Origin of the sequence: Saccharothrix violaceirubra (assembly GCF_014203755.1) — a bacterium.
GTDB lineage: Bacteria > Actinomycetota > Actinomycetes > Mycobacteriales > Pseudonocardiaceae > Actinosynnema > Actinosynnema violaceirubrum.
The window spans coordinates 5,105,136-5,120,842 of the sequence record NZ_JACHJS010000001.1 but is presented as its reverse complement, the minus strand read 5'-3'; the positions used below and the strand labels follow the sequence as shown (position 1 = coordinate 5,120,842).

The window sequence follows — 15,707 nt, the reverse complement described above, 5'->3', positions numbered from 1 at the left end:
ACTGGTCGCGAGGATTTCGGGGAATCCATACTGGTTTCCGACGGAATCGGTTTGTCGGTGGAGGGAGGGGAAATGTCAGTCCTGACCGCGCTTGGCCTGGCGGTAGACGCGCATCTTCGCTCTCGTGCCGCACACGGCCATGGAACACCACCGACTCGCCCGGTTCCGGGACCGGTCGTAGAAGGCCCACTCGCAGCGGTGCTCCTGGCAGGCCTTGAGACGTTGCCAGGAGCCGTCCACCGTCGCCTCGGCGACCCGCGCCAGCACGGTCCCGAACGCGCCGCGCACGTCGTTCTGCGCGGGCGCCAGGCCGATCGCGCCCGTCGGGTCGCAGCGCAGGACGAGGGGGCAGGCGCGGGCGATGTGCTCGAACGTCCGGCGGGCCTCGGGGTCCGGTTCGACGCCGTTGTTCTCCCGCAGCAGTGCGCGCAACGCCTCGCGCAGCGCCACCGCGTCGCGGCGGTCGAGGTCGTCGGGTCGGGCGTCCGGGAAACCGTTGCGCCCCAACCAGTGCGCGAGGCCCTCGGTGGTGGCGAACTCGTCCGGCCCGAACTCGACGTTGATGCTGTTGACGAACGACTGCACCAGCGTGAGTCCGCCCGGTGCCGCCGCCCTGTCCCCTGGTTGCCTGGTCACGTCGGTGATGTTACCGGTGTAGTTCAGTCGCCGGTAGCGACGATGTCAGGCGTTCCGGGTGAATCCGTCACGTGTCCGGCCGGACGCCGCGGTCGTGAGCCTCCCTGCCCGACGTCGGGGGGTCGTTAGCGAGCAACGACATCCGCACGCCGGGGCCGGCCGTCATCGACCAGCCCGCCCCCGACGACACAGGTCAGGAATCGTCCTCAGTGCGAACCCCGTCTCGCACGAAGAGACAGAGGAGACAAGGAATCATGAGCACTCAGGAGAGGAAGCGGCCTCCGCTGCTCCTGCTCTGCCTGGCGCAGTTCATGCTCACGCTCGACTTCGCCATCGTCAACGTGGCCCTCCCGTGGATCAAGACCGACCTCTCGTTCACCTCGGGCGCGCTGCCGTGGGTGGTCGGCGCCTACGCGTTGTTCTACGGCGGCTTCCTGCTGCTGGGCGGGCGCGTCGGCGACATCATCGGGCGCAAGCGCATGTTCGTGTGGGGTCTCGCGATCTTCACGGCCGCGTCCGTGCTCGGCGGCGTGGCCACCACGCCGATCGTGCTGATCATCTCGCGGGCGTTGCAGGGCCTGTCGGCCGCGGCGGTCGCACCGGCCGTGCTCGCCATGATCGGCGCCGGGTACCCCGAGGGTCCCGAGCGCGCCAAGGCCATGGGCGTGTTCGGCGCCGTGTCCTCGGTGGGCTTCGCCGGCGGCGTGCTGGCCGGCGGCGTGCTGACCGAGGTCTTCGGCTGGCGCGCGGTCATGCTGGTCAACATCCCGGTCGGCATCTACATGGTCGTCCGGGCCGCGATCCGGCTCGACGACGACCGCTCGCGGACGCGCAAGGTGAAGATCGACATCCCGGGCGCGATCCTGGTCACCGCGAGCATGTGCTCGCTGGCGTACGCGTTGACGCTCGCGTCCGACCTCGGGTGGGGCGACTCCAGCGTGCTGACCCCGCTGATCGGCGGCGGCGTCCTGCTGCTGGTGTTCCTGTTCGTGCAGACCAAGGTGTCGGCGCCGCTGGTGCCGCTGTCGGTCTTCCGCAACCGGGGCGTGACCGGCGGCAACCTGGTCGCGTTCCTGTCCGGCGGCGTCATGTCGATCTCGACGTTCTTCGTGACGCTGTACCTGCAGCACGTGCTCGGCTTCTCGGCGATCATCACCGGCCTGGCGTTCTTCCCGCAGGCGCTGGTGGTCGTGCTGGCCTCGCTCCCGGTGGCCAAGGCGACCGCGAAGCACGGCGCCCGGCCGCTGCTGACGTTCGGCGCGCTGTTCCTCATCGCCGGCTCGGCCTACCTGGCGCTGGCGCCCACCGACGGCGGGTTCCTGGTGAACGTGCTGCCGGGTGGTGTCCTGCTGGGCCTGGGCATCACGGTCATGATGATCAGCACGGCCGTCGCGGCCACGTCCGGCGTGCCCGTGCAGCACATGGGCCTGGCGTCCGGTCTGTACAACTCGAACCGGCAGCTGGGTGTCGGCCTGTGCCTGAGCGTGGCGGTCACCGTGGCCACGCTGACGTCGGGCGCCGGTGCCGGCATCTCGGTCGAGGGCATCCAGGCGGCGTTCTGGCTGTCGGCGGCACTGGCGGTGCTGGTCGCGGTGATCTCGGCGATCGTCGTGCCCGCCAAGAAGAACCTCCCGGTACCGCCCCAGGCTCCCGCCCCCCGGCAGGAGCGGGACACGAAGCTCAGCCCGGTCGCCGGCAACTAGCCACCACCACCTCCCCAAGGCCGGTCCGACTCCGTCGGACCGGCCTTTCCCATGCCCACACCACGCGAGTTATACGTTCGGACACCGCGAGTCGTACGTTCAGACACCACGAAATGTGCACTCGGGACACCCCCGACCGACCGTCTCCCCGCGCGAGTCCTCCGCTCGGACACCCCGAAACACACACTCACGCACCCCGGTCACGCCTCCCTCCCCACCCCGGATACCGGCGTTCCGTGAACGTCCGCACGCCTTTCGAGAAACTCTTCTGATCGCGTGCCCGTTGCCCCACTCCGCGTTACCGCCATAACGTCTTAAGTGGTAACCACAGTCGGAGTGGAGGAGGGTCGCGTGAACAACCAGATCCTGTGCCGGCTCGGGGAGCTGGCACAGTCCCGTCCCGGTCTGCACTCGCCCCCGACCGCGGTGGCCGCCTGGTACCGGCGCAAAGCCGCGTTGTTCGAGCTGATCGCCGCCGACGGCGGCGCCGAGGCCGACGACGCCCGGTCCCAGGCGGAACTGGCCCGTCGGCGTGCCCTGCGCCTGACGGAGAACCGAGCCGCGTAACCGGAGGCGAGCTGACCATGACGGACATCCTGATCGTGGGCGGCGGCATCGGCGGCCTGGCGACGGCTCTGGCCGTCGCCGGGCACGGCCACCACGTCGTCGTCCTGGAACGCGCACCGCGCTTCGCCGAGCTGGGCGCGGGAATCCAGTTGGGTCCCAACGCGTTCCACGCGCTCGACCGGCTCGGCGTCGGTGACCGGGCCCGGGACCGGGCCGTGTTCATCGACGAACTGCGCTTCATGGACGGCACGACCGGCGAGAAGGTCGCCGCGATGCCGTTGACCGGCGAGTACCGCCGCAGATTCGGAAACCCTTACGCCGTCGTGCACCGCGGCGACCTGTACCAGGTGCTGCTCGACGCGTGCCGCGCCACGTCCGACATCGAGCTGCACGCCGACCAGCCGGTCGTCGGCTACACCCAGGACGCCGGCTCGGTCACCGCGCGCACCGCGTCCGGGTCGACGTTCCGCGGCTCGGCACTGCTCGGCGCGGACGGCATCCGCAGCGTGATCCGGGGCCAACTCGTCGGCGACGGGCGTCCGCGCGTGTCCGGGCACACCATCTACCGCAGCGTGATCCCGATGGACCGCGTGCCCGAGGAGCTGCGCTGGAACACCGTGACGCTGTGGGCCGGGCCGAAGTGGCACTTCGTGCACTACCCGATCGGCGGCGGCGAGTTCCTCAACCTCGCGGCCACGCGGGACGACGGCGCGCTGGAGGAGATCTCCGGCGAACCCGTGGCCAAAGAGCTTGTGCCGCTGCGCTTTCCGGGCCTGGGTGACACCGCGCGCCGACTGCTCGACCTCGGCGAGGACTGGCGCACCTGGGTGCTGTGCGACCGCGATCCCGTGCGGCGGTGGACCGACGGCCGCGTGGCGCTGCTCGGCGACGCCGCCCACCCGATGCTCCAGTACGCGGCTCAGGGCGCGTGCCAGGCGTTGGAGGACGCGGTCGTGCTCGGCGAGGTGCTCGACGGCGGCGGGTCCGAGGTGCCGCAGCGGTTGGCGAAGTACGCGGCCTCGCGGCGTGACCGGACCGCGCGCATCCAGCTCGTCGCGCGGGCGCTCGGGTCGGCGCTCTACCACCCGGAGGGTGCGGAAGCGTTGCGCCGCAACGAGATGCTCGCCGCGTTGAGCGTGGCGGACCTGTACGACCAGGTCGCCTGGCTGCACGGTGCCTGAACGCACATTTCGCGGTGCCTGAACGCACAACTCGCGGTGTCTGAACGTATAACTCGCGAGGTTTACCAGCGAACAAGGTTCGGTGGTCAATCGAGAAGCAGGGGTGATCGGAGATCCGTTGTGGGACAGAGGTTACCTCCGTAGCGTTTTAGCTAGTAACAGACGAACGAGGAAGGACTGGCGAGATGCGTTTCGAGGACATCTGGATCGCCGGCACCGGTGGCACCCTCGGTGACCGGGTGCCCGTCGAGCACGCGATCGCGGACGGCTCCTACTCCGCCGACGTCGCCCGCGGCACCGGCATGATCTCCGTCGCCCAGGCCACCCAGGCACCACCGGAACTGGCCGTCACGGCCGGACGCCAGGCGATCAAGGCCGCCGCCGACCACGGCGTCGTCGTCGACCGCGCCACGCTGCACCTGCACAGCCACAGCAACTACCAGGGCCTGGACATGTGGCCGGTGGCCAGTTGGGTCGCCAAGGAGCTGATCGGCACCGACCTCGAAGGCCAGCCGACCGTCGTGCAGGCCGCCTCCAACGGCTCGCTCACGAGCCTCGACCTCGCCGCCACCGCCCTCCAGGCGGGCCGCGCCGAGACCGCGTTGATCACGCTGGGGGACCGGTTCGCCGAACCGGTCGACCGCTGGTACCTCTCGCCGGGCATGGTGTTCGGCGACGGTGGCGCCGCGGCCGTGGTCTCGCGGCGCGCGGGCCTCCTGAGGCTGGACAGCATCGTGTCCGAGACCGACGCCGCACTGGAGGGCCTGAGCCGGGGCGACGAGCCGTTCGGCACCGAATCCGTGCCCCGCCCCGACATGCGCAAGCGCACCCGCGCCTTCCTGGCCCGCAGCGGCATCTCGCTCAGCGAGGTCCGCCGCCGTTCCGGCGACCGCACGGTCAGCGTGGTCACCCGCGCTCTGACCGAGGCCGGTCGCACGCTCGACGACGTCGACTGGTTCGTCACCCCGTTCGTCGGCCGCGCGCTGTTCCAGGACAGCTTCCTGCGGCCCCTGGGCTTCACGCCCCGCAACACGTTGCTGGAGACCGGTCTCACGATCGGCCACCTCGGTCCCGCCGACCAGCTCTACGCCCTGGCCCACCTCGTCACCGAGGACCTCCTCCGGCCCGGCTCGACGGTGCTGCTGCTCGGCACCGCGATGGGCTTCACGTTCTCCGCGGCCGTCCTGACCGCCGCCTAGGGAAAAGGAAACCCCGACCATGCGTTCCATCAGGCCCCAAGACGCCCGCATCGCCGGAGTCGAGCCGTTGATCACGCCCGCCGACCTGCGCGCGGAGATCCCCGCGTCGGCCGCCGCGATCACCACCGCCCGACAGGCCCGCGAGGACATCCGCCAAGTGCTCTCCGGCGAGGACGACCGGCTCGTGGTGATCACCGGTCCGTGCTCCGCGCACGACCCGGCCTCCGCCCTCGACTACGCCGAGCGCCTGGCCGCGCTCGCCGCCGACGTGGCCGACCACGCGGTGGTGGTCATGCGCGTCTACGTGGAGAAGCCCCGCACCCGCCTGGGGTGGAAGGGCCTGCTCACCGACCCGCACCTGGACGGCTCCGACGACGTCAACAGCGGCCTGCGGCTCACCCGCGGCCTCATGACCCAGATCGCCGGCAGCGGCCTGCCCGTCGCCTGCGAGTTCCTCGACCCGAGCGTGCCGGGCTACCTGGCCGACGTCGTCTCGTGGGGTTGTGTCGGCGCGCGCACGGTGCAGAGCCAGACGCACCGCCAGTTCGCCAGCGGCCTGCCCATGCCGATCGGCTTCAAGAACGCCACCAGCGGCGACGTCCTCGACGCGGTCGACGCGATCGTGGCCGCGTCCCGCCCGCACACGTTCCCGTCGGTGACCGACGACGGTCGCGTCGGGCTCGTCACGACCACCGGCAATCCGGACGGCCACGTCGTCCTGCGCGGCGGCAGCGCCGGTCCCAACTACGGGCCGATCGACGTCGCCAAGAGCCTGCGCCTGCTCGGGCAGGCCGGTCTGGAGCAGCGCCTGGTGATCGACGCCAGCCACGGCAACAGCAACAAGGACCACCGTCGCCAGCCGCTCGTCGTCGGCGACCTCGCCGGGCGGATCGGCCGCGGCGAGGAGGGCGTCGCCGGGGTCATGCTGGAGAGCTTCCTGGTGGAGGGCAACCAGAAGCTCGTGCTCGGCCGGTCCGAGCAGCTCGCGTACGGGCAGAGCGTCACGGACGCCTGCGTCGACTGGTCGGGCACGGTCCGCCTGGTCGAGCGGCTGGCCGAGGCCGTCGCCACCCGTCGTGCCGCGTTCCACCCGCAGGCCGCGCTGGTCGGCTGACCCACGAGAGGACATGAAGATGAGCACGTCCCAGAGCACTTCGCTGCCGCTGGCGCGGGCGACGGGCGCCGACCGCACCGGAGCCGCGCACCGCCGACCGGTGATCCTGCCCGACGACCGACCGTGGACGAGCCAGGACACCGCCGCGGTGGCCGCCCTCGCCGCGCTGATCCACCGCTACACCGGCCAGACCTCCGTCGTGATCCGCCGCGGCGTCGCCGGCGCGGTCCGGCTGGCGGTGACCGGCGACCAGACCCTGTCCCAGTTGCGCTACGCCGTGGACACCACGGTCGTCGAGCCGGCGGAGGACGGCGACTTCCAGGCCGCCGTCACCGACCGGGCCGAGCACGCCACCGCGGCGTTGACCGTCCTCAGTGGACAAACGGGCCTGACGCTCCTGGCCGCCCGCGCCGAGTTCGGTGCCGACGCGGCCGACCAGTACGCACTGCACCTGGGCCGCGTGCTGGCCGCCGCGCCGGACGTGAAGGTGCGCGACGTCGTCCTGCTCGACGACGCCGACCTGCACCGCATGCTGGTCGAGTGGAACGACACCGACGAGGAGGTCCCCGGCGGCTTCTTCCACGAGGAGATCGCCGCGATCGCCCGGCGGACCCCCGACGCGGACGCCGTCGTGTGGCCGGGCGGGCGGCTCTCGTTCGGCGAGCTGGACGACCGGTCGACCCAGCTCGCCCACCGGCTGCGGTCGTTGGGCGTGAAGCGCGGCGACAACGTGGGCACGTGTTTCCCGCGTGGTCCGGAAAGCCTGATCGCGCAGATCGCGTGCTTCAAGCTCGGCGCCGCCGCCATCCTGCTCGACCCCGACTTCCCCGCCGACCGGGTCCGCTTCATGATCCGCAACGCGAGTGCCGTGCTGGTGCTGACGATGCGCGAGCACAAGCACGTCGTGTCCGGTGACACGCGCGTGCTGGCCCTGGACGCCGCCGACTGGCGGACCGAGCCGACCACCCCCGTAGACGTCGAAGTGGAGGCCGACGACTTCATCCACATCTGCTACACCTCGGGTTCCACGGGCGTGCCCAAGGCCGTGCTGGTGCGGCACGGGGCGGCCCGGAACCTGATCCACTCCATGCGCACCCTGTGCGGCATCACCAGCGAATCGCGGGGCACGTGGTTGGCCGCACCGGGCTACGGCATGGTGGAGGTCGAATGTTTCTCGGTGCTGGCGGCGGGCGCGCCCGTGCGCATCCCCGAGCCTTCGGTGGTGACCTCGCCGGAGTGGCTCCGGGACTGGTTCGTGACCGAACGGATCACCCACACGCTGCTGATGAAGGCGGTGTGCGAGCGGATCCTCACCCTGGACTGGCCGGCGGAGACGGCCTTGCACAACATCCGGATCTGCGGCGAGCGTGTGCAGTCGTGGCCGGACGCGTCCCTGCCGTTCCAGGTCCTCAACCTGTACGGGTCGGCGGAGGCCACCGTCGTGGCCATCTGCGACATCACCGAGCTGGGCCGCGTTCTCGGTGAGGACGGCCGGGCCCGGCGCACGCCGCCGATCGGCAAGCCCACGCCCAACGTGCGGACGTTCGTCCTGGGCGACGACCTGAAGCCGGTCCCGCCGGGCGTCGTGGGGCAGCTCGCGGTGACCGGCGACAGCCTCTCGGCGGGCTACCTGGACCAGCCGGAGGCGACCGCGGAGAAGTGGATCGCCAACCCGATCGACCCGGACCGCCACCCGATCCTGTACCTGACCGGCGACCTGGCGCGGTACTGGCCGGACGGCGACATCGAGATCGTGGGGCGGACCGACAACCAGGTGAAGGTGCGCGGCAACCGCGTGCACCTGGGCGAGATCGAGGCGGTACTGGCCGGGCTTCCCGGCGTGGGCCAGGCGGCGGTCCTGGCCAAGACCGACGACAAGGGCGACACCCGCCTCGTCGCGTACCTGGAGGCGAGCCCGGGCGAGGAACCCGCGGTCCGCGGGATCAGGGCCGCGTTGAAGCAGAAGCTGCCCACGTTCATGGTCCCGTCGGCGTACGTGGTCGGCGTGTTCGAGTTGAGTACGAACGGAAAGATCGACCGCAACGCCCTGCCCGAACCACCCCGCACCCGACCCGACGTGGACACCGACTACCAGGAACCCCGCGACGAGTTCGAGCGGGCGCTGCAGGAGATCTGGGAGCAGGCCCTGGACCTGGAGGCCGTGGGCGTGCTGGACAACTTCTTCGACCTGGGCGGCGACTCGATGCGCGCGGCAACGCTGACGGCACGCATCGGAGAACGCTTCAAGGTGGAGAAGGGTCAGGACGAACTGTTCTTCGAACTGTTCGACCAGCCCAGCATCGAAGGCATGGCACGAGCCCTGGCGTCGATGACCGTGTAGGAGAACGTCCACCAAGGCCGGTCCCGGACCCCCGGGACCGGCCTTGACCATGCCGACAGTGGACAGGCAAGCGAATTCGGCACCGCAATCCCGCCACACGACGACAACGGCAGAGATCGCAACAACGACGGCAGGCCGGTGAGGCACGACAGCCGCTTTCCGGCGGCCTGCCCAGCGGCGAGCGTGCCCTTCACGCTTCCGAAAACACCCCACGATCCCCACCGCACAACTCGCGGTGTCTGAGTGCACAACTCGCGGTGTCTGAACGTATAACTCGCGCGGGCAGGTGTGGCACGCGTTACCGGCGAACTCTGTTAGCCGGACGAGTACCAAGGCTTATCGCGCAAGTGTTGGCGCACAACAGATACCGCCGTAGCGTTTTGGTCAGTAACTCGTGTCGTGGCGGAATCCCGTCGCCCTCCGAGAGGACACCCGCAGACCATGAGCACCCACTACTTCGAGACGCAGGTCCCCCTGACCGCCGACCCCGTCACGGTCGCCACCCGCCTCGCCGCGTCCGGACTCCACGACTCCTACGTCGTGTACGAGACCGGCGGCACGTGGGCCTACGCGGGCGGCGTGCGCGCCGAGCTGACGCTGGACCGCACCGGTGCCGTCCTGAAGCAGGAGAACGCCCCCGACACCGTCCTGCCCTGGAGCGACAAGCCGCTGCACCAGGTCTCCCGCCTGCTCGACGCCGTGACGATCCCCGGCTGGCGGGCCTACGGCTGGGCCACGTTCGAGCTGTCCTACGCCAAGGACGGCGACCTCGACCACGTCAGCGCCAACCGCCTGCTGCACCTGATCGTCCCGAAGGCCGAGGTCCGCATCATCGCGGGCGCCGCCCACCTGCGCGCCGCCGACCAGCGGACCATGACCGACCTGATCGACACCGTCACCGCCGACACCGTGTCCGAGGAGAACACCCCGCGACCGCTGGACGTCCGCGGCCTGGGCGTCGACCAGTACCAGCGTTCCGTCCAGCTCGCCGTCGACTCCATCAACGCCGGCGACCTGCACAAGGTCATCCTGTCCCGGGTCGTCGACGTGGACTACGACGTCGACCTCGTCGCCACCTACCAGGTCGGCCGCGAGGGCAACAACCCCGCGCGCTCCTTCCTGCTCGACCTCGGCGGCATCGAGGCCACCGGCTTCAGCCCCGAGATCGTCGTCAAGGTCTCCGCGGACGGCCGCGTGGTCAGCCAGCCGCTGGCCGGCACCCGCGCGCTCACGCCCGACCTGGTGGTCAACGAGAAGCTGCGCAACGACCTGTTCGGCTCGGCCAAGGAGGTCTACGAGCACGCCATCTCGGTGAAGGTCGGCACGGACGAGCTGACCGACGTCTGCCGGCCCGGCTCGATCGAGGTGCCGGAGTTCATGGCCATCAAGGAGCGCGGCACGTGCCAGCACCTGGCCTCGCAGGTCGCGGGCTTGCTGGCCGACGGGTTCGCCACCTGGGACGCGTTCGGCGCGGTGTTCCCCGCCGTCACGGCCTCGGGCGTGCCGAAGGTCGCCGCGTACGAGGCGATCCGCAACTTCGAGGCCGAGAGCCGCGGCCTGTACAGCGGCGCGGTGCTCACCGTCGACCACACCGGCGAGATGGACGCGGCCCTGGTGCTGCGGTCCGCGTACCGCCAGGACGGCCGCACGTGGCTGCGCGCGGGCGCGGGCATCGTCGGCCAGTCCACGCCCGAGCGCGAGTACGAGGAGACCTGCGAGAAGCTGGACAGCGTCGCCCGCTACCTGGTCCCGGCGTCGGGAGGGCGGGCGGGATGAGGGCCGACGACGTCTACCTCGCCGGGGTCGGCGTCCACCTGCCGCCCGCCGTGCCGACCGCGCACGCGGTCGCGCGGGGCGACTACCCCGAGGCCGACCGGAACGCCGCCGGCTACCGGAGCGTGCTCGTCGCGGGCGACCTGCCCGCACCCGACATGGCCGTGGACGCGGCCCGCGCGGCACTGCGCCACGCGGGCCTGCCCGCCGACGCGTTCGGCGCGCTGATCCACAGCACCACCTACCACCAGGGGCCGGACGGCTGGTCCGCGCCGCACTACGTGCTGCGGGAGACGCTCGACCGCCCGATCTCCGCGGTCGAACTGCGCCAGGGCTGCGTGGGCATGATCTCCGCGCTGGAACTGGCCGTGCACCGGCTGACCGCCGATCGCGAGCACGACGCCGTCCTGCTCACCACGGCGGACAACTTCTCCGTGCCGATCGTGGACCGGTGGCGGGCGGCCAAGCTGTTCGTGCTCGGCGACGGCGGTGCGGCGGCGGTCGTGTCGCGCCGCGGCGGGTTCGCCCGCGTGCTGTCGGTCGCCGCGTACAGCAACCCCGGCATGGAGGCGTTGCACCGCGGTGGCGAGCGACTCTTCCCGCCCGGCATCACGCGGGGGATCTCGCTCAACTTCGAGGAGCGCAGCGACTACTGGCGTGCGCAGTGGGCCAAGGGCGTCACGCCGCCCATGGGGCACCTGGGCGAGTGCGTCGCGGGTGCCGCGGACCGGGCGTTGGCCGACGCCGGGATCGACCTGGCCAAGATCGCGCGGGTCTGCCACGTCGGCTTCGCGCGCGGTCCGCTGCACGCCATCTACCTGGACGCCCTGGGCATCGAGCCCGAGCGGGGCACCTGGGAGGTCACCTCCCGGACCGGGCACGTGGGCGCGGCCGACCCGTTCATCGGCCTGGAACACCTGTGGCGCACCGGCGAGGTGGGGCCCGGCGACCACGTGCTGCTGATCGCGAACGCGCCCGGCATGGAGGCCGGCTGCGCCGTGCTGGAGATCGTCGAACCGCCCGAGACCGAGGAGTGAGACCGATGTTGGACGGATGCACGACGTGGCCGGCGGACCTCGCCGCCCGGTACGTCCGCGACGGGTTGTGGCGCGGCCAGGACCTGGGCGGGCTCCCGCGCCGGTGGGCCGAACGCTCGGGCGGCAAGACCGCGTTGGTACACGGGGAGACCCGGCTGTCGTACCGGGAGCTGGCGGACCGGATCGACCGGACGGCCGCCGGGTTCGCCGACCGGGGCATCGCGCCGGGCGACCGGGTCGTGGTGCAGCTCCCGAACACGCCGGACTTCGTGATCGTGGTGTTCGCGCTGTTCCGGGTCGGCGCCAAGCCGGTGTTCTCGTTGGCCTCGCACCGGGCCAACGAGATCCGCCACCTGCTGTCCCTGTCCGGCGCGGTCGCCTACGTGGTGCCGGGGGTGCACCGGGGCTTCGACCACGACGCGCTCGCCGCGCTGATGCTCGCCGAGGTCCCGACGCTGCGCCAGGTCTTCACCACGGGCGACGCCGGGTTCACCACACTGTCCGAAGTGGACGCCGAGCCCCAGGCGCCGCGGTCCAACGACCCGTCCGATGTCGCCTTCTTCCTGCTCTCCGGCGGCACGACCGCGTTGCCGAAGCTGATCCCCAGGACGCACGACGACTACGCGTACCAGACCCGCGCGGTCGCCGAGGTCTGCGGCGTCACGGCCGACGACGTCTACCTGGCCGCGCTGCCGGTCGAGTTCAACTTCACCTGGGGCTGCCCCGGCGTGATCGGCACGTTCGGCGTGGGCGGCACGGTCGTGCTGGCCGCCGACCCCGGTGCCGAGGACTCGTTCCGGCTGGTGGAACGCGAACGCGTCACGTTCACCTCGCTCGTCCCCACGGTCGCGCACCTGTGGCTGGAGGAACGCGAGTGGTCCACCGCGGACCTGTCGTCGCTGCGGTTCGTGCAGATCGGCGGCGCACGCCTGCAACCCGGACTCGCCGCCCGCATCGAACCCGAGCTGGGTGCCCGGCTCCAGCAGGTGTTCGGCATGGCCGAGGGCCTGCTGTCCATGACCCGCGCGGACGACGACCTCGACGCGGTCGTGCACACGCAGGGACACCCGATCTCGCCCGCCGACGAGATCCGCATCGTCGACGAGAACGACCGGGAGGTACCCGCCGGCGTCGCGGGCGAGCTGCTCACCCGTGGTCCCTACACCCTGCGCGGCTACTACCGCGCCGACGAGCACAACAAGCGCGCGTTCACCGCCGACGGCTTCTACCGCAGCGGCGACCTGGCCAGCCTCACGGCCGAAGGGCGGCTGGTCATCGAGGGCCGGCTCAAGGACGTCGTGATCCGGGGCGGCGACAAGGTCTCCGCGGGCGAGGTGGAGGGCCACCTGCTCGCCCACCCCGAGGTGGCGCGGGCGGCGGTCGTGCCGGTGCCCGACGAGTTCCTCGGCGAGCGGATCTACGCGTTCCTCGTGCACCGCGACGACAAGCCCGCGCTGCCCGAGCTGAAGCGCGCCCTGCACGAGCGCGGCCTCGCGGAGTTCAAGCTCCCAGACCGCGTCGAGTACGTCGAAGCGTTCCCGCTGACCCCGCTGGGGAAGGTGGACAAGAAGGTCCTGGCCGCCGCGGCGGCCGACCCCGGACTCGCCCGCGACTGGGCACCCGTCGAACCGAAGGAAGGCTGACACCATGCCCCCGAACACGCTCGGACCGTCCACAGCGGACTCGTTGCGCGAGATCGTCGCGGGCATCGTCGGCACGACCGCCGCCGACATCGCGGGCGACGCCAACCTGGTCTTCCTGGGCCTGGGCTCCCTGGAGCTGATGCGCCTGGTCACCCGGTGGCGGCGCGAGGGCCTCGCGATCGAGTTCTCCGAACTGGCCGCCGAGCCCACGATCGACGCCTGGGCCGCCTACCTCGACCGCACGCGGGGGGCCGACTGATGGCCGCCCTGCTGGTCACCGGCGGGACCCTCTACCCGGCCGACGCCGCCGCGTCGGTGATCCCGGACGGCGCGGTGCTGGTGGAGGACGGCCGGATCACGGCCGTCGGTCCCGCCGCCGAGGTCGCCGCGCCCGCCGACGCGCAGGTCGTCGACGCGACCGGGACGATGATCCTGCCCGGTTTCGTCAACGCCCACTGGCACGACCTGTTCGCGTTGCGCTTCCCGCTGCGGGGTGCGCTGCGCCCGCCGCACGACCGCGACGACAAGCCCGCGTTCCTGGCCCTGGGCGGCGACCTGCACCAGGTGACCACGACGTTCGACGCGTTCGCCGGCCGGATCGCGCTCCTGGACCCGGACGAGGCCGCCGCGATCGCCCGCTACTCGCTGTGGACCCAGTTGCGGTCCGGCGTCACGACGCTCGGCGACGTCGGTTCGTTCAACCGGCCCGATGCGCTCGCCGACGCCGCGCTGTTCCTCGGCGTGCGCGCCTCGGTCAGCACGTGGGCGAGCGACGCGGTCTGCGAGGCGGGTGCCACCCGGTTCCGCCGCACCCGCGACGCGGACGGCGTGCTCGCGGAGATCGAGGCCCTGCTCCAGCGTGCCGAGGCCGACACCACCGGCCTGCTGCGCGCCCGACCCACCGCCGTCTACGGCGTGAACATGACCGACGAGCTGGGCCGGGGGCTCGCCGACCTGGCGGCCCGCCACGACGTGCCGTTCGCCACGCACGTCGGCGCCCTGCGCAACGAACCGGAGGTGTCCCGGACCTACTTCGGCGCGAGTCCCGTGCGCCGGCTCGCCGACCTCGGTCTGCTCGGCCCGCGCACCATGGCCGTGCACACCGCGTTCGTCGACGAGGACGAGCGGAAGCTCTTGGTGGACAACGAGGTCCACATCAGCATCTCGCCCGCCAAGTACGGCCACGCGGGCGAGTCCACGCTCACGGAGACCGGTCTCGTACCGGTGCTGCGCCGGGCCGGGCTGGACGTGTCGCTGTCCACCGACGGCGGCGCCGTGCCGGTCGGCGGCATGGCCGAGGCGATGAAGGCGGCGTACCAGGCGTTCAACGAACTGGCCGCCGACCCGACCGACCTGCGGCCCACCGACGCCCTGGCCATGGCCACGAGCGTCGCCGCGCGTGGCCTCGACTGGGCCGGCGAGATCGGCAGCCTGGAGGTCGGCAAGCGCGGCGACCTCGTGCTCGTGCCCGCCGACGACTGGCGCTACCTGCTCAACCCGCGCCCCCTGGAGGGCTTCCTCGCCCTCGGCGGCTCGACCGACGTCGACACCGTGATCGTCGACGGGAAGGTCCTGGTGCGCGGCGGGCGCGCGGTCCTGGTGGACGAAACGGAACTGGAAGCGGACTACCTCGACGCGGTCGGGTCGTTCTCGGTGCGGGTGCTCGGGGTCCCTCCCGAGGTTGTCCGCGCGGCGACCGGTCGGCGCGCGACGAAAGGGGTGTGAGCGATGTCCGGGAAGATCGCCCTGGTCACCGGCGCGGCCGGTGGCATCGGAACGGCCGTGGTGCGCGCGCTCACGGCGGAGGGGCAGGCCGTCGCCGCCCTCGACGCGGACGCCGAGGCCTTGGCGCTGCTGGTGAAGACGCTCGTCGCCGACGGCGGCACGGTCCGCGGCTACCCCGTGGACGTCTCGTCGGCCGCCGCCGTGACCGACGTGGTCACGCGGGTGGAGGACGAACTCGGCCCGATCGACGGACTGGTGAACGCGGCCGGTGTGCTGCGCATCGCCGAGGCCCTCGACCTGCGCGACGAGGACTGGGACATCACGTTCGCGGTCAACACCACGGGCGTGTTCAACGTCAGCCGGGCCGTGGCCCGGCGGATGGTCACCCGCGCGCACGGCGCGATCGTCACGGTCGCGTCCAACGCGGCGAGCACACCGCGCTGGAACATGGCCGCCTACGCCGCGTCCAAGGCCGCGTCGAGCAGCTTCACCAAGTGCCTCGGCCTGGAACTGGCCGGGTACGGCATCCGCTGCAACGTCGTGGCACCCGGTTCGACCGACACGCCCATGCTGACCTCGCTGTGGTCCGAGGCCGCCGACGCCGCCCTGCGGGCGTCCATCGACGGCATCCCCGGCCAGTACCGGGTGGGCATCCCGCTGGGCCGGCTGGCCCGGCCCGAGCAGGTGGCCGACGCCGTGCTGTTCCTGCTGTCCGACCGCGCCTCGCACATCACCCTGCACGAGCTGACCGTCGACGGCGGCGCCGCGCTCGGCAACTGACGCCCCAA

General features: G+C 71.6%; 13 protein-coding genes. 12 read left to right on the top strand and 1 reads right to left on the bottom strand.

Annotated elements, in window-relative coordinates:
* Positions 1-75 precede the first annotated feature (75 nt).
* A complete protein-coding gene (locus tag F4559_RS23345; RefSeq protein ID WP_184672028.1) occupies positions 76-636 on the bottom strand; it encodes a CGNR zinc finger domain-containing protein in 561 nt (186 codons plus the stop codon).
* Positions 637-890: 254 nt separating this feature from the next.
* On the opposite strand from F4559_RS23345, the gene F4559_RS23340 reads away from it, so the two are divergent.
* The 12 genes from F4559_RS23340 (at position 891) to F4559_RS23285 (ending at position 15,699) form a co-directional block, all read left to right on the top strand.
* Complete coding sequence (locus F4559_RS23340; protein WP_184672026.1) at positions 891-2,339, top strand: MFS transporter; 1,449 nt, start codon at positions 891-893, stop codon at positions 2,337-2,339.
* 351 nt (positions 2,340-2,690) lie between these two features.
* Complete coding sequence (locus F4559_RS23335; RefSeq protein ID WP_184672023.1) at positions 2,691-2,906, top strand: hypothetical protein; 216 nt, start codon at positions 2,691-2,693, stop codon at positions 2,904-2,906.
* A gap of 17 nt (positions 2,907-2,923) precedes the next feature.
* Positions 2,924-4,087: a 3-hydroxybenzoate 6-monooxygenase gene (locus F4559_RS23330; RefSeq protein WP_184672021.1), complete on the top strand. Its 1,164-nt coding sequence runs from the start codon at positions 2,924-2,926 to the stop codon at positions 4,085-4,087.
* A gap of 185 nt (positions 4,088-4,272) precedes the next feature.
* Positions 4,273-5,286, top strand: a complete 1,014-nt coding sequence (locus F4559_RS23325) for a ketoacyl-ACP synthase III family protein (RefSeq protein WP_184672019.1) — start codon at positions 4,273-4,275, stop codon at positions 5,284-5,286.
* Positions 5,287-5,305: 19 nt separating this feature from the next.
* Positions 5,306-6,400: a 3-deoxy-7-phosphoheptulonate synthase gene (locus tag F4559_RS23320; protein ID WP_184672017.1), complete on the top strand. Its 1,095-nt coding sequence runs from the start codon at positions 5,306-5,308 to the stop codon at positions 6,398-6,400.
* A gap of 19 nt (positions 6,401-6,419) precedes the next feature.
* Positions 6,420-8,741: an amino acid adenylation domain-containing protein gene (locus F4559_RS23315; RefSeq protein ID WP_184672014.1), complete on the top strand. Its 2,322-nt coding sequence runs from the start codon at positions 6,420-6,422 to the stop codon at positions 8,739-8,741.
* A gap of 441 nt (positions 8,742-9,182) precedes the next feature.
* Positions 9,183-10,517 carry a salicylate synthase gene (locus F4559_RS23310; protein ID WP_184672012.1) on the top strand — a complete coding sequence of 445 codons (1,335 nt, stop codon included), beginning with the start codon at positions 9,183-9,185 and terminating at the stop codon, positions 10,515-10,517.
* On the top strand, positions 10,514-11,551 hold the full coding sequence (locus F4559_RS23305) for a ketoacyl-ACP synthase III family protein (RefSeq protein ID WP_184672010.1): 1,038 nt from the start codon (positions 10,514-10,516) through the stop codon (positions 11,549-11,551). Before F4559_RS23310 ends, F4559_RS23305 begins: the two co-directional genes overlap by 4 nt.
* Before the next feature lie 5 nt (positions 11,552-11,556).
* Positions 11,557-13,194, top strand: coding sequence for a (2,3-dihydroxybenzoyl)adenylate synthase (locus F4559_RS23300; protein ID WP_184672008.1), 1,638 nt, complete (start codon positions 11,557-11,559; stop codon positions 13,192-13,194).
* Positions 13,195-13,198: 4 nt separating this feature from the next.
* Positions 13,199-13,453, top strand: coding sequence for a phosphopantetheine-binding protein (locus F4559_RS23295; RefSeq protein ID WP_184672006.1), 255 nt, complete (start codon positions 13,199-13,201; stop codon positions 13,451-13,453).
* Complete coding sequence (locus tag F4559_RS23290) at positions 13,453-14,919, top strand: amidohydrolase family protein (RefSeq protein WP_184672004.1); 1,467 nt, start codon at positions 13,453-13,455, stop codon at positions 14,917-14,919. Before F4559_RS23295 ends, F4559_RS23290 begins: the two co-directional genes overlap by 1 nt.
* Before the next feature lie 3 nt (positions 14,920-14,922).
* Positions 14,923-15,699, top strand: coding sequence for a 2,3-dihydro-2,3-dihydroxybenzoate dehydrogenase (locus F4559_RS23285; protein ID WP_184672002.1), 777 nt, complete (start codon positions 14,923-14,925; stop codon positions 15,697-15,699).
* The last annotated feature ends 8 nt before the right edge of the window (positions 15,700-15,707 follow it).

Excerpts from the sequence above, each read along its gene's own strand:
- F4559_RS23340 (WP_184672026.1), top strand. The coding sequence starts at position 891 with ATGAGCACTCAGGAGAGGAAGCGGCCTCCGCTGCTCCTGCTCTGCCTG.
- F4559_RS23330 (WP_184672021.1), top strand. The coding sequence starts at position 2,924 with ATGACGGACATCCTGATCGTGGGCGGCGGCATCGGCGGCCTGGCGACG.
- F4559_RS23325 (WP_184672019.1), top strand. The coding sequence starts at position 4,273 with ATGCGTTTCGAGGACATCTGGATCGCCGGCACCGGTGGCACCCTCGGT.
- F4559_RS23320 (WP_184672017.1), top strand. The coding sequence starts at position 5,306 with ATGCGTTCCATCAGGCCCCAAGACGCCCGCATCGCCGGAGTCGAGCCG.
- F4559_RS23315 (WP_184672014.1), top strand. The coding sequence starts at position 6,420 with ATGAGCACGTCCCAGAGCACTTCGCTGCCGCTGGCGCGGGCGACGGGC.
- F4559_RS23310 (WP_184672012.1), top strand. The coding sequence starts at position 9,183 with ATGAGCACCCACTACTTCGAGACGCAGGTCCCCCTGACCGCCGACCCC.
- F4559_RS23305 (WP_184672010.1), top strand. The coding sequence starts at position 10,514 with ATGAGGGCCGACGACGTCTACCTCGCCGGGGTCGGCGTCCACCTGCCG.
- F4559_RS23300 (WP_184672008.1), top strand. The coding sequence starts at position 11,557 with ATGTTGGACGGATGCACGACGTGGCCGGCGGACCTCGCCGCCCGGTAC.
- F4559_RS23295 (WP_184672006.1), top strand. The coding sequence starts at position 13,199 with ATGCCCCCGAACACGCTCGGACCGTCCACAGCGGACTCGTTGCGCGAG.
- F4559_RS23290 (WP_184672004.1), top strand. The coding sequence starts at position 13,453 with ATGGCCGCCCTGCTGGTCACCGGCGGGACCCTCTACCCGGCCGACGCC.
- F4559_RS23285 (WP_184672002.1), top strand. The coding sequence starts at position 14,923 with ATGTCCGGGAAGATCGCCCTGGTCACCGGCGCGGCCGGTGGCATCGGA.